At 36.7% G+C, this 21,594-nt stretch carries 20 protein-coding genes and 1 pseudogene; 12 read left to right on the top strand and 9 right to left on the bottom strand.

The features are described from left to right. The 6 genes from glpK (at position 1) to LKL37_RS17340 (ending at position 7,578) form a co-directional block, all read left to right on the top strand. Positions 1 to 1,497, top strand: coding sequence for a glycerol kinase GlpK (gene glpK, locus LKL37_RS17365; protein WP_431611741.1), 1,497 nt, complete (start codon positions 1 to 3; stop codon positions 1,495 to 1,497). 22 nt (positions 1,498 to 1,519) lie between these two features. Further along, positions 1,520 to 2,251 (top strand): MIP/aquaporin family protein, encoded by a 732-nt coding sequence (locus LKL37_RS17360; RefSeq protein WP_431611740.1) that lies wholly within the window; start codon positions 1,520 to 1,522, stop codon positions 2,249 to 2,251. A gap of 6 nt (positions 2,252 to 2,257) precedes the next feature. Next, entirely contained in the window at positions 2,258 to 3,070 is an 813-nt protein-coding gene (locus LKL37_RS17355; protein ID WP_431611739.1) for a hypothetical protein, read from the top strand. 169 nt (positions 3,071 to 3,239) lie between these two features. Then, positions 3,240 to 3,662 (top strand): hypothetical protein, encoded by a 423-nt coding sequence (locus LKL37_RS17350; RefSeq protein WP_431611738.1) that lies wholly within the window; start codon positions 3,240 to 3,242, stop codon positions 3,660 to 3,662. Positions 3,663 to 3,792: 130 nt separating this feature from the next. Further along, complete coding sequence (locus tag LKL37_RS17345; RefSeq protein ID WP_431611737.1) at positions 3,793 to 4,770, top strand: hypothetical protein; 978 nt, start codon at positions 3,793 to 3,795, stop codon at positions 4,768 to 4,770. An 81-nt stretch (positions 4,771 to 4,851) separates the two neighbouring features. Next, positions 4,852 to 7,578, top strand: a complete 2,727-nt coding sequence (locus tag LKL37_RS17340) for a hypothetical protein (RefSeq protein ID WP_431611736.1) — start codon at positions 4,852 to 4,854, stop codon at positions 7,576 to 7,578. A gap of 29 nt (positions 7,579 to 7,607) precedes the next feature. Here the strand turns inward: LKL37_RS17340 and LKL37_RS17335 are convergent, their stop codons facing one another. From LKL37_RS17335 to rpsL, 8 genes are all read right to left on the bottom strand, one after another. Beyond that, on the bottom strand, positions 7,608 to 8,108 hold the full coding sequence (locus LKL37_RS17335; RefSeq protein ID WP_431611735.1) for a low affinity iron permease family protein: 501 nt from the start codon (positions 8,106 to 8,108) through the stop codon (positions 7,608 to 7,610). Between the two features lie 108 nt (positions 8,109 to 8,216). Continuing rightward, on the bottom strand, positions 8,217 to 9,413 hold the full coding sequence (locus LKL37_RS17330; protein WP_431611734.1) for a PepSY-associated TM helix domain-containing protein: 1,197 nt from the start codon (positions 9,411 to 9,413) through the stop codon (positions 8,217 to 8,219). Between the two features lie 270 nt (positions 9,414 to 9,683). Next, positions 9,684 to 10,292: a hypothetical protein gene (locus LKL37_RS17325; protein ID WP_431611733.1), complete on the bottom strand. Its 609-nt coding sequence runs from the start codon at positions 10,290 to 10,292 to the stop codon at positions 9,684 to 9,686. An 18-nt stretch (positions 10,293 to 10,310) separates the two neighbouring features. After that, on the bottom strand, positions 10,311 to 12,566 hold the full coding sequence (locus LKL37_RS17320; RefSeq protein WP_431611732.1) for a TonB-dependent siderophore receptor: 2,256 nt from the start codon (positions 12,564 to 12,566) through the stop codon (positions 10,311 to 10,313). Positions 12,567 to 12,895: 329 nt separating this feature from the next. Beyond that, complete coding sequence (gene rpsJ, locus LKL37_RS17315; RefSeq protein ID WP_002661363.1) at positions 12,896 to 13,201, bottom strand: 30S ribosomal protein S10; 306 nt, start codon at positions 13,199 to 13,201, stop codon at positions 12,896 to 12,898. A 16-nt stretch (positions 13,202 to 13,217) separates the two neighbouring features. Further along, on the bottom strand, positions 13,218 to 15,335 hold the full coding sequence (gene fusA / locus LKL37_RS17310) for an elongation factor G (protein WP_414845925.1): 2,118 nt from the start codon (positions 15,333 to 15,335) through the stop codon (positions 13,218 to 13,220). Positions 15,336 to 15,341: 6 nt separating this feature from the next. Further along, the gene (gene rpsG / locus LKL37_RS17305; protein WP_034677991.1) at positions 15,342 to 15,818 is read right to left on the bottom strand and encodes a 30S ribosomal protein S7; all 477 of its coding nucleotides are present in this window, start codon (positions 15,816 to 15,818) and stop codon (positions 15,342 to 15,344) included. Between the two features lie 23 nt (positions 15,819 to 15,841). Then, positions 15,842 to 16,255 (bottom strand): 30S ribosomal protein S12, encoded by a 414-nt coding sequence (gene rpsL / locus LKL37_RS17300; RefSeq protein ID WP_002983146.1) that lies wholly within the window; start codon positions 16,253 to 16,255, stop codon positions 15,842 to 15,844. 450 nt (positions 16,256 to 16,705) lie between these two features. On the opposite strand from rpsL, the gene LKL37_RS17295 reads away from it, so the two are divergent. The 4 genes from LKL37_RS17295 to LKL37_RS17280 all read left to right on the top strand — a co-directional run bounded on the left by LKL37_RS17295 (position 16,706) and on the right by LKL37_RS17280 (position 19,955). Next, entirely contained in the window at positions 16,706 to 17,182 is a 477-nt protein-coding gene (locus LKL37_RS17295) for a Dps family protein (RefSeq protein WP_431611731.1), read from the top strand. Positions 17,183 to 17,277: 95 nt separating this feature from the next. Continuing rightward, positions 17,278 to 18,456 (top strand): nicotinate phosphoribosyltransferase, encoded by a 1,179-nt coding sequence (pncB, locus tag LKL37_RS17290; RefSeq protein ID WP_431611730.1) that lies wholly within the window; start codon positions 17,278 to 17,280, stop codon positions 18,454 to 18,456. A gap of 126 nt (positions 18,457 to 18,582) precedes the next feature. Next, a complete protein-coding gene (locus LKL37_RS17285; protein ID WP_431611729.1) occupies positions 18,583 to 19,053 on the top strand; it encodes a YciI family protein in 471 nt (156 codons plus the stop codon). Between the two features lie 11 nt (positions 19,054 to 19,064). Beyond that, complete coding sequence (locus tag LKL37_RS17280; RefSeq protein WP_431611728.1) at positions 19,065 to 19,955, top strand: DUF2268 domain-containing putative Zn-dependent protease; 891 nt, start codon at positions 19,065 to 19,067, stop codon at positions 19,953 to 19,955. Positions 19,956 to 20,058: 103 nt separating this feature from the next. Here LKL37_RS17280 and LKL37_RS17275 read toward each other — a convergent pair whose 3' ends face one another. Then, a complete protein-coding gene (locus tag LKL37_RS17275; RefSeq protein ID WP_156106412.1) occupies positions 20,059 to 20,226 on the bottom strand; it encodes a bacteriocin-like protein in 168 nt (55 codons plus the stop codon). A 266-nt stretch (positions 20,227 to 20,492) separates the two neighbouring features. On the opposite strand from LKL37_RS17275, the gene LKL37_RS17270 reads away from it, so the two are divergent. Both LKL37_RS17270 and LKL37_RS17265 read left to right on the top strand, forming a co-directional pair. Then, positions 20,493 to 20,729, top strand: coding sequence for a hypothetical protein (locus LKL37_RS17270; RefSeq protein WP_255813641.1), 237 nt, complete (start codon positions 20,493 to 20,495; stop codon positions 20,727 to 20,729). Positions 20,730 to 20,802: 73 nt separating this feature from the next. After that, positions 20,803 to 21,558: pseudogene (locus tag LKL37_RS17265) on the top strand (DUF5995 family protein). Positions 21,559 to 21,594: the final 36 nt, after the last annotated feature.

Genomic DNA, 21,594 nt, shown 5'->3' with positions numbered 1-21,594 from the left:
ATGAATGAAAAACTAATTCTCGCTCTAGACCAGGGAACAACTTCCTCCAGAGCGATTCTCTTCAATCACAGCGGAGAAATCAAATATGTATCGCAAAAAGATTTCAGTCAGATATTCCCCACCCCGGGCTGGGTAGAGCATGATCCTAACGAAATCTGGTCATCACAAATCTCCGTAGCAGCAGAAGTTATAGCGAAAGCAGGTATCTCCGGACTGGAAGTTGCCGCTATCGGTATTACCAACCAACGTGAAACGACAATCGTTTGGGACAAAGAAACCGGTGAACCTATCTGCAATGCAATTGTATGGCAAGACCGCAGGACTTCAAAGTACTGCGATGAACTGAAAGAACAGGGGCACGCAGAAATGATCAAAGAAAAAACAGGACTTGTTCTGGATGCTTACTTTTCAGCAACCAAACTGAAATGGATTCTTGATAATGTAGAAGGAGCAAGACAAAAGGCGGAAGAAGGAAAATTATGTTTCGGAACGGTTGACACATGGCTTGTATGGAAACTTACCCGTGGAAAAATGTTTATTACAGACGTTTCCAATGCCAGCAGAACAATGCTTCTGAATATTCATACATTGGAATGGGATAATGATTTATTAGAATTATTCAACATTCCGAAAGCTATTCTTCCTGAAGTAAAACAAAGCAGTGAAATATATGGCGAAACTGCCACTACTCTATTCTCTACCAAAATTCCGATTGCCGGAATTGCGGGCGACCAGCAGGCTGCTTTATTCGGACAAATGTGCACTACTCCGGGAATGGTTAAAAACACATACGGAACAGGCTGTTTCTTATTAATGAATACAGGAAATGAAGCTGTTTCTTCTAAAAATAATCTGCTTACAACCGTAGCCTGGAAAATTAATGGAGAAGTGAACTATGCACTGGAAGGAAGTGTATTTGTAGGAGGTGCAGCCATTCAATGGCTGAGAGACGGTCTTAAAATTATTCATTCTTCAGATCAGGTGAACGAACTGGCCGCTTCTGTGCCAGATAATGGCGGAGTATATTTCGTTCCTGCATTGACTGGCCTTGGTGCTCCTTACTGGGATCAATATGCCAGAGGAACTATTGTAGGAATTACCCGCGGTACTACTGACGCACATATCGCAAGAGCTACGCTGGAAGGAATAGCATTCCAGGTTTATGAGATTGTAAAAGCTATGGAAGCAGATTCCGGAAGAGCAAGCCTTGAATTAAGAGTAGACGGTGGTGCTTCTGCAAGTGATCTTCTGATGCAGATACAGTCTGACCTATTCGGTTTCAAAACTACGAGACCTAAAACACTTGAAACAACAGCACTAGGAGCAGCTTATCTTGCCGGCCTTGCTGTAGGGTATTGGAAAAACATTGATGAAATTCAGGAACAATGGATTATAGATAAAGACTTCCACCCTCAATTGAGCAGGGAGCAAGTAGATAAAATGACCCATTTCTGGAAGAAAGCTGTAAAAAGCGCTCAAAGCTGGATAGAAGATTAATTCACTTATAAAAAAAACTTATATGACCCCATTTATTGCAGAAGTTATCGGAACGATGCTTCTTATATTGTTAGGCAACGGTGTTGTAGCCAATGTTGTCTTGAAAGATACGAAAGGAAATAATTCCGGATGGATCGTTATTACTACCGCATGGGCACTTGCCGTTTTCGTGGGAGTAACCGTTGCCGGGCCAATAAGTGGGGCTCACCTGAACCCGGCTGTAACTATTGGTCTTGCAGCTGCAGGAAAATTTTCCTGGGATCTGGTTCCGTCTTATATCGCCGCTCAAATGATCGGAGGAATGCTGGGTGCTTTTCTGGTATGGTTATTTAATAAAGATCATTTTGCCATTACAGAAGATGAAGGGGGTAAACTGGCTTGTTTCAGTACAAGTCCTGCCATCAGAAAAACATCTTCTAATCTGATCAGCGAAATCATTGGAACATTCGTTCTGGTATTCGTTATTTTTCATTTTTCAGATCCGAGTATCTCTTTACAGGCAGATCCAACCGCAAAAGTAGGATTAGGCACAGTAGGGGCTATTCCGGTTACCTTTCTTGTATGGGTAATAGGATTATCGCTTGGAGGTACTACAGGATATGCAATCAACCCTGCAAGAGATCTAGCTCCAAGAATCATGCATGCCATCTTACCTGTAAAAGGAAGCAGTGATTGGGGATATGCCTGGATTCCCGTAGTAGGTCCTGTTACAGGAGCTATTATCGCAGCAGTTTTATATGGATTTTTAAAATAAAAACAAATGATGAAAAAAGTCTTAAAGGGTATCTTCCTTCTTGCCATCGGCACAGGAAGATTATTTTCACAGGAAAATGGCGAAACCAAGGAAACCAAAGAAGGCAGGCTTGATTTTACAGCCAACATTCAGAACAATCACTTATGGAGAGGACTTATTATTACAGACAAACCTGTTGTAATGGGAAATCTTTCTTATGCCTTAGATGCGGAAAAGAAATGGAAGGTAGGAATTTGGGGTGCATCTGCATTAGCAGATGATAAGGACAACACTCATTATAAGGAGATCAATTATTATGTTCAATATTCCAACGGACGTTTTTATATTGGATTATGGGATCTTTACAACTCCCGAAACATCAATACTGCAGTGGCTGCTGATGATATCTTCAGCTATTCGCAGAGAAGGACTGCCCATATCATTGATTTAAGAACAAACTATACTTTCGGTCCTTCATTCCCGATCAATATTGAGGCTGATATCATGCTGTATGGTGGGGCTAACGCAGGAGAAGTTATTCTGGAAGCTGATGGAACCTACAAAAAGAACAGATACTCTACTTATGTACAGGCAAGCTATCCTGTCATTAAGGGAGAGAAAGTGAATCTGGATGCATTTGTAGGAGCAGGATTTGCGCTCAATGACAAAACATTTTTATATAGCAATGGCAAAAACAGCTTTGACATCGTGAATGTAGGAGTAAAAGCTGGAAAAGTAGTTAAGATTACCGATCATTACAGCCTTCCTGTCTCTATGATGGCCATGTGGAATCCGTCCAATAAATATGCAAGAATCCAACTTGCAGCAACTGTTTTTTAATCTGATTTTAGCTAAATTATAGAAAAGCCACTCCTTTTGGGGTGGTTTTTATTACACCTCGGCTTAAAAAGGAGAATGCTTAAAAATACTCTGTAAAAAAACCATACAATAACCGTGTTTTTACGGTGGTCGCTTTGCTTAAATATATTTACTTTTGAAAAAAATATGTATGAAAAAGATTTTCAGTTTAATGATTCTGTGCATCAGCATTTTCACTTTAGCTCAGCAGGTGAAAGTTCCTTTTACCGGACACAGAAGCTTTGATATTATGAAAGGATACAGTGGCACCGGAACTCCCCATTATTATGTGGATATCAAAAATAACGGTGATGTTCATTTTGGATATGTCCAGGTGAATCAGGCCAGCGGAGAAGAAACAAAAGAAGAAATAAATGCCGGAAAGTATGCTCCTAATAAAGTAATGAAAGTAGTTTTCAAGAAATACGAAGAGAATTTTTTGGTGAAATTTGACAAAGATAAAATCTACCTTACCGATGAAAGAGGAAATATTCTACACCTTGAGGACTGCTGTTCATCCAGTGAGAGTGTTAATAAAGACACGTGTAAGTGTGAAAGTGAACTTTACAAGTAGTTAAAATTGTATATAGAGAGAGCCACTCCATCTGGGGTGGTTTTCTTGTTGTAGTGAAATGCCAATCACCGGGTTTTTACGGTTAATATTCTGCTTAAATATCTTTATTTTTGAAAAGCGATTTATCTCAATGAAAAATTTAAAATTTCTATTTATATTTCTCCTACTTCTTATTGTATCATGCAACAGGAAAGAAAATCATCCTTATACGTTTTATTACTGGAAAACCAAATTAAAACTTGACGGCGAGGAGAAGAAAGCATTAGACAAGGCTACAGTTCCTTATTTATACACAAGATTCTTTGATGTAGATAAAGTGAACGGAAAATTTCAACCGGTAGCAATTATTACTAAAGACCAGAGTTTTCAGACAGATAAACAGATTGTTCCAACAGTTTTCATTACCAATCAGACATTGCTGGGTATTTCTGCAGAAGAGATCAGGTTTCTGGCTGAAAGTATTCATCTTTTAATTCAAAAGAAAGCGAAAGAATATCAACTGAAAACAAACAATGAAATCCAAATCGACTGCGACTGGACTGCCGGAACACGGAATGATTATTTTAAATTCCTGAAAGAACTCAAAAGAGTTTCGGGAAAAGAAATTACCTGCACCCTTCGCCTTCATCAGGTGAAAGATAAAAAACAGGCCGGGATTCCTCCTGTGGAAAAAGTATATCTGATGTGCTACTCCACTTCATCACCTCTGGAAAATTCTGATAAGAATTCTATTCTGGATGTCAACATTCTGAAAAGCTACCTTTCAAAAATGGAAGACTACCCTATCAAAAAAATTGAAGTGCCTCTTCCTATTTATTCATGGGGAATTGTCACCAATCATTTAGGGAAACATAAACTGATTAATGCCTTATCCAAAAGAGATCTGGAAAATCCCAACTTTAAGAAAACGTCCGATCATGAGATTGAAGTTCTGAAAGACGGATTCTACTTTGGAAGTTATCTCAATAAAGGCTTCAAAATAAAGGCAGAAGAAATATCCAAAGAACAACTTGAAGAGGTAATTTATTTTCTGGAGAAAAAAATCCAGCATTTTAATATTATTTATTATCAATTAGATAGTAAATTTGTGTTAGATCGGAAATTTTAAATCTCCCGGAGATAGAGACACACCAACTGTCAAGACCAAACCATAAACTATTAAGAAACTAAAAAACACACTACAAACCCTATGAAAAAGTACATTCTTTCACTTGCGGTTGTATCACTTTTCTATACACAATCTGATGCCTGCGCGTGGTCAGATCCTGATTATGATTACTTCAACCTTTTTACACAAACCATCATCAAAGACAAGGCTTATCTCCCTTTTCTGCACAGCTACTCAAGCAGATTCTATGGAGGATACAACCCGGCACTGATTCCTGATGATAATGTGGAAACATGGAAAAAGTTTTTCAACAATCAGCTTAGCTATTCTGAGACTCAGAATCTAGTGTATAAGATCAGTATGAACGATCTGAATGCTTTAAAGAACGGAAATCCAAGCAATCCTCTTTTACAAAAACTGGGTGCCGGATTTTATCAGAAATACAAGGAAGGTATTGATTATTTAATTGAGGCCAAATATCTGGAACCTTATATGAGTATCAATTATGTTGAAAATGATAATTCATTTTATTACGACCGGGATGCCAACAGAAAAAATGCTACAGCTCTTGATTATAATAAAACCATTGCCGCATTAACTTCTTTGTATAATGCAGCAAGAAACCCTGAAATCAAACAACGTTATGGATATCAGCTGGTACGTCTGAATCATTATACAAGAAACTATGATTCTGCAGTACAGGCTTTCAAAACCTATGTTGCCCCTATAAAACTAAAAGGATCAGTTTACTTCATGTCTCTGGACCAGCTGGGAGGAGCACAAAGAGGATTGGAAATGAACAGCGATGCCAACTGGAATTTCTTCCAGGTATTCATGAACAGCAAAGACCGTAAGGAATCTGCATTTGTTTCTATGAAACTTTCTGACACTGCCTCTTTCAGCAATATCATGAAAAGAGCCAATACCAATGAAGAAAAGAATATGGCTTATTTCCTTCTGGGATATGAGGACTTCAACAATCCTATTCCTACGATGGAAAAGATGTATGAAATAAACCCTGACTCTGAAATTCTGAAGGTAATGGCAGCCAGAAGCATCAATGAACTGGAAAGAAGTTACCTTCCTACTTATTATTATACTTCAGATGCTGCCAATAATCCGTATATACAAAGAGGAAAAGCGGATACCAATACGACTTCAAAAGATGCTAACACCACGACTAAAACTGAAGTAAAAGAGGAAAAACTTTCTTTCTGGCAAAAGATTGTAAGATTCTTTAAAAATCTCTTCGGAGGTTCAAAATCTAAAAAATCTGCTGATGGAAGTAAAACAGATCAGAGTGATGATGAATTACTTGACAATCCAAACAGAATTCCTTTTTATACTACTTCTGGTTATGGGTATGATGATAAGATGAAGGATTACCTTGATGATCTTGAAAAATTCACAAGCAAAACCAAAGAAAAATCTAAGGATGAATACTGGCAGATTGCGGATGCTTATCTTAAATTCCTGAACAAGGATTACAAAGAAAGCACGGAAATCCTGAATGATATCAAAACAACTAATCCTGAATACCTGGAAGAGATCAAACGAATGAAAGTTCTGAATGATATTGTTTCCCAGCCAAGAATTGATGCAAAATATGAAGATCATCTAATGAAAGATTATGCTGAATATTTTGTGGAGAAAAAGGTAGAAAAAGATACAGCCACTACAGATAATTTTGATTATTATGGTGAAGTACCTTCTACTGCTGATTTCCTTAAGGACGTTATGGCAAATCGTTATTTCCTTCAAGGTGAAGACGGAAAATCATTCCTGATGAACAATAAGCTCTCTGATCTTCAGTACAATCCTAACTCCACTTTAGTAAAAAGCGTAGAAGAGTTTTACAGAAAGCCTAATAAAACCCAGTTTGAGCAGCAGATCATTGCGAAAAATATGGACAACGTAGGTAATGTAGATGCATTCTTCAGTACCATTTACGGAGACAGAGCAATGAGACTTGCCGACTTTGAAAAAGCGAAATCTTATTATGAAAAAGCAAAAAGCTTTGCCGGCATTCCAAGACAAAATTATGAATGGACCGAAAAGAATGGTCAAAACATCACTCCAAAACAATATACGCCTGCAGAATATGACGGATTTAAAAACATTTCAGATCTCGTATTCGGGCATAATGTCTGGGAAAGCTTCGGAAGTCCAGATGCAGAGAGTATGAAAGCTGAAAATTATACCGATTTCCTTTTTATCAAAACAAGCATGGATAAACTTGAACTTGCTGATGCACTGATTCAATTGAAAAAAATTGGAAACGGTACGGGTGAAAAAGCAGCAAAAGCCAATCAGCTTATCGGTAACTTACTGTACAATACTTCTATTCTAGGATATTACCGTGAATTGTTTGTAATGGATATCGACAACAGCAACGGAGGTAAATACAACTTCTGGAACACCAACAGAAAGAACCCTTACAAGTATTATTATAAAAACTTCCTGGACACTTCTTATATTGAACCTGATAATTTTGATCTGAGTATCAATTACTATCAAAAGGCACTTAAGCTTTCCAACAACAAGGAAGAAAAAGCAAGAATTTTATTCCAGATGGCAAGTGCTGAACAGGGTAAATATTACCAGTATGAAGCCAAAGCTCCAAAAGATTTTGATTATTCCGACCCTAAATGGTCTGAAAAAGAAGATGCCCGCCAAAAAGAAATGGACAACCTTAAAAACCAAAAATACAGAACTTATTTCGCTCTGTTGAAAGCTCAGTATTCTGATACTGAAACAACGAAAAACCTGATGGGAAGCTGTAGTTATTTCAGCTATTTTATGAGATAACAGTTTTAAAATAAATAAAAAAAAAGGAATCATTTAGATTCCTTTTTTTGCTCCTGTTTCTGCATCCATTCTTCATGTCTTCTTTTAAAAAACTCATACTTATAATCATGATTTATCTGTGCAACATCAATGGAATGAGACATATGAATATCTGTATCTTTTTTGGCAAGTTCACCCAGTTTCTCATAATAGATGTGAAGCTGATCCAATTCTGCCTCTGTAAGATCTTCAATATCTACAATTCTGTTGCTTGCTTTTTCATGAGCCGCAATAAGTTCATTCAGTTTGATTTGTATGGCTTTCGAATCTTTGTTCTGAGCCTTCTGAATCAGGAATACCATGAGAAAGGTGATGATTGTTGTTCCGGTATTAATTACCAGCTGCCAGGTTTCAGAGTAGTCAAAGAAAGGACCGGAAACTGCCCATACCACTACAATTAGAAATGCCCCGACAAAAGCATAAGCACTTCCTGTAAATTTTACAGCCCAGTTTGAAAATTTTTCAAAAAAACGATTCCCTTTATGACCCATGATCTTTGTTTTTAGAATATTAAATGTATAAAAAATTAATCTGAAAACGGGAAAAGATAATGAATATGAGGTATCTAAATATTTCAGGGTTGTTTTATCTTCATCTTTTTATTTCATTTTTCGGAATTTGTGCCACCAAATAAGAAACCCGGTCACTGGCAGAGAACATCCAATAAGAGAAACAATAAAGTAGAGAATAATACTTGGCAGTCCCATAATCTCTCCGGTATGTAAGGGTTTGGCCAAAGCTGTAAACTGTTTGTTCAAAGGCTTGTCTGAGAATGATTCTTTTGTTTTGAAAACTCCGGTTTTATCAAAAGTTACTTCATCCGGAAACATCATTCCAAGGAGATTCTGCCTGCTTGTCTTGATTACAACATACCTTGGATTTTCTTTATTAGGAAGTTCAATACTTGTGACAGCATGGTAAGGTAAGTGATGGTTTGCCAGTTTCAAAATTTTATCAATGGAAGCTGACTCAGCATTTTTCAGATTTTTCTTTTCATCCTGCTTTTGAAGCATATCTTCCAGAAGACCTCCAAAAGCATCCTCTCCATTATCTTTTTCTTTTGAAATATTGTCTATGGATGATCCACCAAGACTTACAATAAGTCCATTCTTCACCCATGGATAAGTGACATATAATCCGGTAACAGCAATAAAGAAAAGCATTAGAAAGGTATAAAAACCAAGCGTATTGTGCAGATCATAATTAACCCGTTGGAATTTGGCTTTGAACATGACCGTTAATCCTTGTTTCAAAAACTTTAGCTTTTTCGGAAGCCAAAGAATTAACCCCGAGATCAGCAGAACACAAAAAATCAAAACCGATGCCCCAACAATCTGTCTTCCCACATTTCCCATCATCAGATTTCTATGAAGATCGAGAACTGTTTCAAAGAACTGAGTGGAACCAACATCAGCCTGCCCCAGAAGTTCTCCTGTGTACTGGTTATAATAAGTATTTTTATCCAAATTGTTCTCACGGTAACCAATCACATAGCTTTTCCCGTTATCATCGGGAATCATCAGGGAAGTGAGTTCTTTATTCTGTTTTAATAATTCTGCCTGAATCAAATCTGGGTTCATAACTGCTCCTGAACCTTGGCTGATATAAATTTTATCCCTGTTGCTAAAATCATTGATCTGATTTTTGAAAGCATACAGACATCCGGTAAGGCACATTACAAAAACAACAGCACTGGGTAAAAGTCCCAGCCAGAGATGAATAATCCACATCATATATTTGGTAACCGATTCATTTTTTCTTCTTTTCCTGTAAAGGCTTTTGAATAATAATCTCATTGTTTAACAGCAAAAACATTAAGACAGTAGTACCGTCTTAATGTTTTAAATTAAAATTGATATGAATAAATTAAAAAAAGTTAATACAAATTCGGGCAAGGAAGCATAAAGCTCTCGATGGAAGTTATTGCAGGCTAAAGTCTTACAATTTAACTTTAATCTACATTCACCAAATTGAATACGTTTTCTTAAAAGCAGCAAGAACTTTTAACCTAATAGCATATCCATTTCCTTCTTCCTGCTTCCAGCCCTCATTGGTATCAATGTCGTTTATTTTCTTCCTTTGAACTGAACATCTTTTACAATTTCTTCGAATTTTGAAAAGTGTTCAGGACTTAAGGCTTTCTGAATTACCTGCTTTCTCTGGGCATCAAATTTCACCCAGTATTCTTTTGCCAGATCATTATTTCCGTGATAGACATCGTGAGCATCATTGAAGGCTTTTTCAAAAGCATCATTCGCTGCATTTACTACTTTGAATTCATCTTCAGAAAGCTGAGCTTCCGTTTTGATTCTTTCTAATAATGAGTTGTCGTATCTCGGTCTTTTTCTGGAATTTTCATCAATAAATTTATTGAACTTTTCCATCTGTGGGGCATCTAAAACAGTAGCCATTTCAATAGACTGCTGTGCTCTAAGTTCTTCGTTTTTGATTCCTAAAGCTACACGGTCCATATTCCCTCCCTGCGCTTTTGCTGCCTGGACCTGAAGCTGCTGATATTTTGCAGTGATGTCATTGAAGTTCTTTTCCTGTTCAGCAGTCAGTTTCACTTCTGTTTTGAACTGGTTGTAATCTATTCCTTTCTTTTTGTCTCCGGAGCATGATATTGCTGCTGCTCCAAGAGCCAATGCGAAGAATAGTGTTTTGATGCTTTTCATAATAAATGATTTTGTTGATTAGAATTTATAGTTTACCTGTACAGCAAAGTTTCTAGGTTGAATCTGATCGATATAGCCTCCTCTGAAATATGAGCTGTATCCCACACTATCAAAGATATTGTTAAAGAATACTCTTATTCCCATTCCATTTTTCAGTGAATAACCTGCCTGCGCGTCTACTGTTGTGTATTCCGGCATGTCGAAAGGTTTATCTCCAGGTTTCACACTGTTCAGGTGACCTGCTGTAAACGTTTTCTGAGTCCATTCATCAACCGGCCTTTTTCCAACATAATAAATTCCTGCTCCTACGTCAAGCCCTGATAAAGTCCCTTTATTGAATTTATAATTCAGCCATCCGTTTGCGGTGTGTTTAGGAGCATTCATGGGTGCTGACCCGTTCATGTAAGCTGGGCTGTCCTGATATTGTGCATCCAGATAAGCCCATCCTGACATCACCTGAAGGTTTGGAAGAATTCTACCAATCAATTCTACTTCAACTCCTTTTCTTCGAAGGTTTCCTGCAAGACCATACATCGTTTGTTTGTTGATCACAACAGGGTTATAGTTTTCGTCAAGAATAGTGAAAGAAAGGTGATCTGTTTTGATGTCAAATACTGTTACGTTAAATCTTAAACGTTCATTAAACCAGTCTGATTTAATACCAGCTTCCCACTGTTTAGTCATTGATGGACCCACTCTACCTCCGTCTAAAAGGAAGTTATTGGAAGATCTTAAAGATGTTGTCGTTGTATATGATCCAAATACATTAACATTTGGAAGTGGTGAAAGGATTAATCCGAAATTAGGATTCCATGTATCTACAGATTCATTAGTGGAACCATTTAATCTGCTGTAACGAAGTCCTACATGTGCTTTTACATATTTCCCGATCGTCATTACATCCTGAGCCATTGCACCGATACTTGGAGTTAAAACAGCATTTGATCTACCAAGATTTTTATAGATAACATTCACAGGAAGCTGATTTGGAATACTTCCGTTTACCACATCAAAAACATCAAGTGGATTAGCCGCGTAGGTTGTGTTTCCAATTTTTGTAGCACGTGCTGTAATTAAATTTCCTGGTGCGATTGAGTTTTTATATGCTTCATAGGTTGTAGATGAAGTTTCAGTTTCTCTCCAGTCAAAACCAACCTGAAATGTGTGGTTGATAAATCCTGTTTTTATCTGTTCTCCGATGAAGTCTAACTGTAATACTTTATTGATATCTTCACCTTGTGATTTTCCAATAGTACGTTGCCTGATATTATAGTTGGTTTCACCTGCCGGTAATGATACGGAGGAAGCTTCAGAATCTGTATTGCTTACTGAATTAACGAAAGCAGCTCTCACTTTTAATTTATCTGTAAGGTTACGTACGATTGTAGTGGCGAAGTTGAAAGTCTCAGTTTTTGAATAATCGGATGTATATCCTAAGAACTTACCTTTTGGCATATGATACAATGCTTCTACAGTTCCTGGAGCGAGGTTGATTGTTCCTCTGTCCGGTGTTCTTTTATCATGCAGATAATCCATTTCCACATTGATATATGTTTTATCATCCGGACGGAAAGCTATTGATGGATTTACATAGATTCTTTCCCCTTTTACGTGGCTTCTGAATGAATTGTTATTCTGATACGCCCCATTGAATCTAACCGCTACTTTACCCTGAGAATCCAATACTCTCTGGAAGTCTACTGTAGGTCTGTAAAAATCCCAGCTTCCATAACGGAATCCTACATTGGTCTGATCAATAAACTGTGGTCTTTTTGTTACAACGTTGATGACTCCTCCTGCAGATCCAAGACCATTTCCTATTCCCTGGCCAATGGCAGCAGATCCTTTGATTACCTGAATGCTTTCTACTCCCTGCATGTCTGTGATCATTCCTGCAGTACGGAAATCTGAATCCAGTTGAACTCCGTTTTTCAATACGGGAACGCCACGATATCCTCTGATAGACATACTTTCGTTTCCTCCACCATAACTTGAAAACAAGGTTACCCCCGGAACGTTTTTGGCAACATCAGTGACTGTAAGTGCTCCTAATTCTTCAATTGCTTTATGGGAAATTACAGAAATACTCTGAATCTGATCTCTGGTTTTCAAAGGCAATCTTGTAATTGCATCCAGACCTTGCGGCTGTTTCTTTTTTTCACCAAATAGTTCTACTTCTTCAATTTTCTTGTGTTTAATTGAATCATTTACTTTCTGTGCATTGGCCAGAACTCCACCCAATACTAGCAGAGAAAAGGATACTACTTTATTCATCTGATAATTTTTTGCAAATTATTATTTTTATTGATTCTAAATAAATAAACACGAGTGACATATGTCACCCTAAAAAGAACTATTAATATCAGATCATTAATCCTTCCTGAGGACTCTTTAGAATCCCCAAACAGATCTATCCTATTGTTAAGAGTTATCCCTTCTAGGCTTTTTATGGTTACAGAAAGTACAATGCAAAAAAAAAGCTGATTTGATAACTCACAAATCAGCTTTATTATTCCTGGTCAAACTTATCAGGATAATATTCATAAAAAAATCCGTCCCTAAAAAGGAACGGATTTGTATAATCATTGCAAAGTATGCATTTATCACACTTTAATTTCAACGTCTACACCTGAAGGAAGTTCTAATTTCATTAGAGCATCAACAGTTTTAGAAGAAGAAGAGTAGATATCCATTAGTCTCTTGTGAGCTGAAAGTTGGAACTGCTCTCTTGCTTTTTTGTTTACGTGCGGAGATCTCAACACTGTGAAGATTCTTTTATTCGTTGGCAATGGAATTGGACCGTTTACAACAGCACCAGTAGCCTTTACCGTTTTTACGATTTTCTCAGCAGACTTGTCTACCAAGTTGTAATCGTAAGATTTTAGTTTTATTCTGATTCTTTGTGACATTTCTTTAATTTAAAAATTAACCTTTTGCTTTAGCTATGATTTCTTCAGCAACGTTTTGTGGAGTAGCTTGGTACTTCTCTAATTCCATAGAAGAAGTAGCTCTTCCTGATGAAAGTGTTCTTAGAGTAGTTACGTATCCAAACATTTCAGAAAGTGGAACAGAACCTTTGATTACAACAGCACCGTTTTTCTCTTCCTGACCACTGATAGTACCTCTTCTTTTATTAAGGTCACCAATGATGTTACCCATATATTCTTCCGGAGTTACAACTTCCAGTTTCATAATTGGCTCCATAATTACTGGCTTAGCAGCACGTCCCGCTTCTTTAAATCCTAATTTAGCAGCCATTTCAAAAGAAAGAGCATCAGAATCCACTGCGTGGAAAGATCCGTCTTTAAGAATAACTTTAATACCTTCAACTTCGAAACCAGCCAAAGGACCGTTTTTCATTGCAGCTTTAAAGCCTTTTTCAATTGCAGGAACAAATTCTCTAGGAACGTTACCACCTTTGATCTCATTGATGAATTCTAAACCAATTTTACCTTCGTCTGCAGGTCCTAATTCAAATACAATATCAGCAAATTTACCTTTACCACCAGATTGTTTTTTGTAAACTTCTCTGTGTTGAGCAACTTTTGTTAAGTTTTCTTTGTATTCTACCTGAGGCTGTCCTTGGTTTACTTCAACCTTGAACTCTCTCTTCATACGGTCAACAATGATATCCAAGTGAAGCTCACCCATACCAGAGATAATCGTTTGTCCAGAAGCTTCGTCAGTTCTAACAGTAAACGTTGGATCTTCTTCAGCCAATTTAGCTAGAGCGTTACCCATTTTATCCTGGTCAGCTTTAGTTTTAGGCTCAACAGCGATACCAATTACCGGATCAGGGAAAACCATAGATTCAAGAACGATCGGGTTTTTCTCATCACACATAGTATCACCAGTTTTGATAGACTTGAATCCTACTGCTGCACCAATATCACCAGCTTCAATATATTCTACTGGGTTTTGCTTGTTAGCGTGCATCTGATAGATTCTTGAGATTCTTTCTTTATCTCCTGAACGAGTATTCAAGATATAAGAACCAGCATCTAGTCTTCCTGAGTAAGCTCTGAAGAATGCTAGTCTTCCCACGAACGGGTCAGTAGCAATCTTAAACGCTAATGCAGAGAAAGGTTCATCTACAGATGGCTTTCTTGTAATTTCAGCGTCTGTTCTTGGGTCAGTACCTTTGATATCATCTTTATCCAATGGAGAAGGCAAGTATTTACATACTGCATCCAACATAAACTGTACTCCTTTATTCTTAAATGAAGAACCACAAGTCATTGGGATAATAGATAAATCGATAGTAGCTTTTCTAAGAGCTTCGTTGATTTCTTCTTCAGAGATTGAATCTGGATCTTCGAAGAATTTCTCCATCAAAGTCTCATCGTAGTCAGCTACAGCTTCTACTAATTTCTCTCTATATTCAAGAACTTCAGCTTTCATGTCTTCAGGAATTGGCACTACTTCAAAAGTAGCTCCCTGTCCTGCTTCATCCCAGATGATAGCTCTGTTTTTAATTAAGTCAACAACACCTTTGAAATCTTCTTCAGCACCGATTGGTAAAACGATTGGAACTGCATTAGATCCTAACATGTCTTTAACCTGGTTTACCACGTTAAGGAAGTCAGCACCTTGTCTGTCCATTTTGTTTACGAATCCCATTCTAGCAACTTTGTAGTTGTCAGCAAGTCTCCAGTTTGTTTCAGACTGAGGCTCTACTCCATCTACTGCAGAGAACAAGAATACCAATCCATCTAATACTCTTAAAGATCTGTTTACTTCTACAGTGAAGTCAACGTGTCCCGGTGTATCGATAATGTTGAAGTGGTAAGGTTTAGTGTCTGCAACAGGTTTTCCTTGATCAGTTGGAAAGTTCCAAGAACAAGTAGTTGCAGCAGAAGTAATAGTAATACCTCTTTCTGCTTCCTGCTCCATCCAGTCCATTGTAGAAGCACCATCGTGAACTTCTCCAATTTTATGGTTTACACCTGTATAGAATAAGATTCTTTCTGTAGTAGTAGTTTTACCAGCATCAATGTGAGCGGCAATACCAATATTTCTTGTAAATTTAAGATCTCTACTCATTTCTAATTAGAATTTAAAGTGTGAGAAAGCTTTGTTAGCTTCCGCCATTTTGTGAGTATCAGATTTCTTTTTGAAAGCAGCACCTTCTTCTCTTGAAGCAGCTACTACTTCATTAGCTAATTTCAAAGCCATAGACTTATCATTTCTCTTTTTAGAGTAGCTAATTAACCATTTCATTGCCATAGAAATTTTTCTATCAGCTCTGATTGGCATTGGAATCTGAAAGTTAGCTCCACCTACTCTTCTAGAACGTACTTCTACGTGAGGCATTACATTTGTAAGTGCATCTTTCCAGATTTCAAGTGCAGTTTTTTCAGTTTCTCCTTTTTTAGTTTCTACGATATCTAATGCATCATAGAAAATTTTGAATGCGATTGACTTCTTACCGTCAAGCATTAAGTTGTTTACGAATCTAGTTACCAATTGATCATTAAATTTCGGATCTGGTAACAACGGTCTTTTTTTCGCTTTTGTCTTTCTCATTGCTTTTGTACCTTATTTAATGATTATTTTTTCTTTCCTTTTGCAGGTGCAGCAGCTGCTTGTCCTGGTTTAGGTCTCTTAGCTCCGTACTTAGATCTTCTCTGAGTTCTTCCATTTACACCAGCTGTGTCTAATGCACCTCTTACGATGTGGTAACGTACTCCCGGTAGGTCTTTCACCCTTCCGCCTCTAACCAATACTATCGAGTGCTCTTGAAGATTATGTCCTTCGCCCGGGATATAGGCGTTAACTTCTTTACCGTTAGAAAGTCTTACCCTTGCTACTTTTCTAAGTGCAGAGTTAGGTTTCTTAGGTGTAGTTGTATATACTCTCGTACATACACCACGTCTTTGTGGACAAGAATCAAGGGCAGCCGATTTGCTCTTCTTGGCAAGCGTGGCTCTTCCTTTTCTTACTAATTGTTGAATAGTAGGCATTTAATTGCTTTTTATTTTAGGGTGCAAAAATAGTAATATTTTTTTAATCTGCAAACACTTATATAAAAATTAAAATCAAATACTTACAGGAAAATACACCCCATTTCAATACGGCAATCACAGAAACTTAATATATAAAAGGAAAAGGGATTGAAAAAAACAGCTTTAACATTTTAAAAAAACCGTATTAAATAATTATGAAATTTACCTTATTAAAAAATTATCTATAACTTTTTAATCCAAAACAGATTCCAAAAACCTCATCCGATATATCCAAACTATATTTAAAAACTTTCTTATAGTTATGATCTATTAATAATCAGAGGAGTTCGGCACGATATTTCGTAAATTTGGGATATACAAAATGATAAACTTATCAATCACCATAACAAGTCTTCATTCCACTGAAGCGGTGACTGTATCCGATCTTAAAAAAATAAATATATACATATGAAAAATGCTAGTATCATTGGCCTTAAAGAAGCTGATTGTAAAAAAATTTCAGAAAAATTAAATGTGCTGTTGGCTAACTATTCTGTATTCTATCAGAACACAAGAGGTTCTCACTGGAATATTAAAGGAGAACAATTCTTTACCCTTCACCCGAAGTTTGAGGAACTGTACAACAGTCTGGTTTTAAAGATTGATGAAATTGCAGAAAGAATCCTTACGTTAGGTGCAATTCCTGCACACAACTATTCAGACTATTTAAAAGTAGCTACCATTAAAGAAAGTAAAGAAGTTACTGATGGAACAAAAAGTGTTGAGCAGATTCTAAATTCATTCAAAGTAGTGATCGATCTGCAGAGAGAACTTTTAGATATTACTGATGAAGCCGGAGATGAAGGTACAAATTCGCAAATGAGCGACTATATTACCGAGCAGGAGAAAGAAGTTTGGATGTACAATTCTTATCTTGGAAAATAACTCCATCAAAAGCATTGAAATATTTCAAAAAAATCGCCTTACATTTAGGCGATTTTATTTTTTATTTTTATATTTGCGTTAAAATTACACATATTATGAACGACGTAAGATTAAACTCTATCCTTGATAATGATTTCTATAAAATAACCATGCAGAATGCAGTGGTAAAACTATTCCCAAGTTCTATTGTAAAATATGAATTTATCAACAGGGGAAAACACCACTTTCCGGAAGGATTTGACGTTGCTTTAAGAGAAGCTGTTAATAAAATGGCCGAACTTAAACTTACGAAAGACGAAAAAAAATTCATGGCGAGAACATGTCCTTATATAGATCTTCCTTATCTCGATTTTTTAGAAGGATATCATTATGACCCGTCTGAAGTAAAAATTCATCAGGAGGGAGGCGACCTTTCCGTAATTGTAGAAGGGCTTTGGTACAGAACAATTCTTTGGGAAGTTCCGCTGCTTGCTTTGATCAGCGAACTGCATTATGAAATGAACCACATGGAAAGAGATTCCAATGAAGTAGTAATGAGCAAAACCCTTGAAAAAGCAGACTCATTGGGCAGACTTGGGGTAACATTTGCCGAATTTGGAACCAGAAGAAGACATTCTTATAAGGTACAGAACCTGGTAATGGAAGCCTTAACGCAGAAAAAAGAGTCAACTTTTATCGGAAGTTCAAATGTTCATTTTGCAATGAAATACGGTGTAAAGCCAATCGGAACACACGCTCATGAATGGTTTATGTTCCATGCTGCTGAATATGGATTCAAAATGGCCAATGAAATGGCGCTGGAACATTGGGTAGACGTTTACAGAGGTGATCTTGGAGTAGCATTGTCTGATACTTATACTACAGATGTTTTCTTCCAGCAGTTTGACAAAAAATTTGCGAAGCTTTTTGACGGTGTCCGTCATGACAGCGGCGATGCTTTAGAATTTGCAGACAAAACAATTGCCCATTATCAAAAGAACGGCATCAACCCTATGTTTAAATACATTATTTTTTCTGATGCACTAAATCTCGAAAAAGTAGAGGAAATCACCCGTTACTGCAGAGGAAAAATTGGCATCTCATTCGGAATTGGAACCAACCTTACCAATGATGTAGGATTGAAACCAATGAATATTGTGATGAAGCTTATCGGTGTGCAGGCTCCTAACAAAGAATGGATTCCTACGGTAAAACTTTCTGATGAACATGGTAAATATACCGGAGATCCAAAAATGATTGAATTAGCCAAAGAATTTTTAAGAATTAAAGATTAGTATTCTTATCAGAACAATTATAGATAACCTCGTCATCATCGAGGTTTTTTTTTGTATCATATCATTATTAAAATTTAGTTTTCAGAAATCTTTAAGGTTTTATTATATTTATCAAAATAAAACAAGATGAAATCAAAAACATTACTAATAGCATCCCTCCTTATATCAGCACTGTCCTTTGCACAGGAAAAGAAAGCTGAAAAGCCTAAATATAACCAGGAACTGGCCACTTCTTTAGGAGCTGATCAATATGGAATGAAACCCTATACTATTGTCATGCTGACAACAGGTTCTGCTAAGATTGAAGACAAAGCTAAAATGGGTGAACTTATGAAAGGCCACATGACCAATATCGGTAAGCTGGCAGATGAAGGTAAAATTGTTGTAGCCGGACCTTTCCTAGAAAAGAATAAAGAAAACTACCGTGGTATGTTTATTTTCAATACCAAGTCTAAAGAAGAAGCTGAGCAATGGGTAAAAACAGATCCCGCTGTACAAGCTGGAGTCTTTAGTTATGAAATTTTCCCTTGGTATGGTTCAGCAGCACTGCCTTTATATCTTAAACATCATGATGAAATCTCAAAAGAAAATCATTAAAATTTATTGATGTGAAAAAATACATATCTATCATCCTAATCATTTTCTTCGAATGCCTTTTTGGGCAAAAAGGCATCAATATTATTGATGTTTCTACAACACAAATCAGAATATTGAAGCACTACAAAAATTCGGATTCTATTCAAAGGAATAAGGCATATGCAGATTCAATTTATATTCCTTACCAAAAACTATGGAATGGATATCTGGGAAATTCTGACAAAGTGGTACAATGGCTAAACGAAAACCAGTCACAAACAGAAAAATGGATTGAAAAAAGCAAAAATGTGAATGGAAAACAAATCACCAGGTCACTTCATAAGTTTTCTAAAGACATGGAAGCTCTAACGGGTTATGATGCCAAAGGTGATTGGTATATTTTATTTGGCCCCGCATGGACTGATTTAGGCGGATTAGGAAGATATGCCATGGTGATAGATTTATCACATGATAACAATAAATCATTAGAAAGTATTGAGCAAATTTTACCCCATGAAATTACTCATCAAATTATGATGGAAACAAACAAACACAATGACAAGACTGCACTGGAACCCATAATCGGAGAAGGTTTTGCCGTTTGGGTTAATCAAAAATACTGGAAGAAAAAATATACACTTGCTCAACATCTCGGCTACACAAATTCAGAATTACAACTTTGCGAAAAAAATATGGAATTGATCAAATCTTTTTTTGAAAAAAATAAATTTTCAGAAGATGGAAACATAATTGATATTTTCAGGAGCAGAGAGACAAAACTTAATAAAAAGCTTCCCGGTGCAATAGGATATTATATAGGCTACAAAATCATTGAGCAATATGTATTAAAGAATGGCAAAGACGCCTGGAAAGATGTTTTCATAAAGTCACCTCGTGAAATTTATGAAAAAAGCGGGTTCTGATTATTTTAGGGTTATCATTTTAACCGGAACTCTTAAGTTAGCAATAACTTTAAAAAGAAAATCATTAAGAAATAAAAAATCCCTCAACTGAGGGATTTTTTTATTAATCAAAGCAGATATACGGTTTTCTAGGCGGATAACAGCAATAAGGATTGCTGCAGAATATATATCCCGCAGGACATCCTCCATCAACAGGTGTTTCACAGGCTAATGCTGCACCCCCTAAAACAGTTTTTAACTCTTTTCTGTTTAAGCTTTTTAAATTTTTCATGATTAATTTAGTTTAATTTGATTTCCTACTCTTTAAGATTTTCGGATTCCTCTTTATTATTTCTCTTTGTCTGGAAATAAATATACAATTTATTTTTAAAACTTCTATATTTCAATCAATTATCTATAAATTATATGAAAACTTTAAATAATACCTCTTGTTTCAATGAATTAATTTAATTACTTTAGCTTATTGACAATTCAACTTATTCACCTAATTATAAGCGAGTTATCAACAAACCAATACCATAATTAAAACTTAATCTCATGAAAAAAATGAATTTTACAAAACTTTCGAGAACAGAACTCAAAGATGTATTTGGTGGAACCCTTTATCCGGCAGAATGTCCCGGAGGATGCCACGGTGAAGGCATGATCAGATGTCCTGACGGCACCACTACGATGACAAATTTTATATGCATGGGAGGAACCTGTCAACCTGCTGCCATGTGCAAGCCACTGGTTCTCGAACCTTTTCCAGATCCAATTATCATCACCCCATAATCTGAACGAACAATACATAAAGTGAGCTTTTCCGGCTCACTTTTTTATTATCTTTAAATAAACAAAAACCATCATGAAAACCATTGAGGAAGTTCTGAAAAAACTGGATGAAATTATTATCTGGTGCAAAGAAAAAAAGAGTCCTGCAGGGTATTTTGCCTGTACCTACAGAATCATGACCGCACAGGTTCTGAGAGGAATCCAGCAGAAAAAATTTGAAGACAATCCCAGAATGACATCTCTTGACATTGCTTTCGCACAAAGGTATCTTCAGGCATGGGAAAGCTACAGCAAAGGAGAAAGATGCACCAATTCATGGTACACTGCTTTTGAAGCTGCTAAAAACAAGAATCTATTGATATTGCAGCATATATTTTTGGGTATGAATGCTCACATCAATCTGGATCTGGGAATTTCGGCTGCCACTATAATGCCTTACCGGAAGATAAATCCTTTGAAAAAAGATTTCGAGAATATTAATAAGGTCATTGCTTCCATCAATTAGAATGTGCAGGATTCTCTGAATAAAATCTGTTATCCTGTAGATCTTATTGATAAACTCTCTAACGGAAAGGATAATGCTGTACTTGATTTTGCTATATCCAAAGCAAGAGACACTTCCTGGGCAACAGCAGTGATTGCATCCAACACACCCAATCTCCTGAGAGAATCAGTTATTGGCATCGTAGATTACGCCGCAGCCAAAGTTGCTACACAAATTCTGAACCCGAAGATCCTCACTCCCGCTCTTTTAAAAGAACTTAAAAATTGTGAAAGCAGTGATGTGGTGAAAAATATTGAGATTTTAGAATCTACAAAAACCTCATAACAAAAAAGGCCGGGATCTTCCTCACGGATCCCAGCC

Origin of the sequence: Chryseobacterium sp. 'Rf worker isolate 10', assembly GCF_050753305.1 — a bacterium.
GTDB lineage: Bacteria > Bacteroidota > Bacteroidia > Flavobacteriales > Weeksellaceae > Chryseobacterium.
This window is presented reverse-complemented; position numbering and strand designations above follow the sequence as displayed.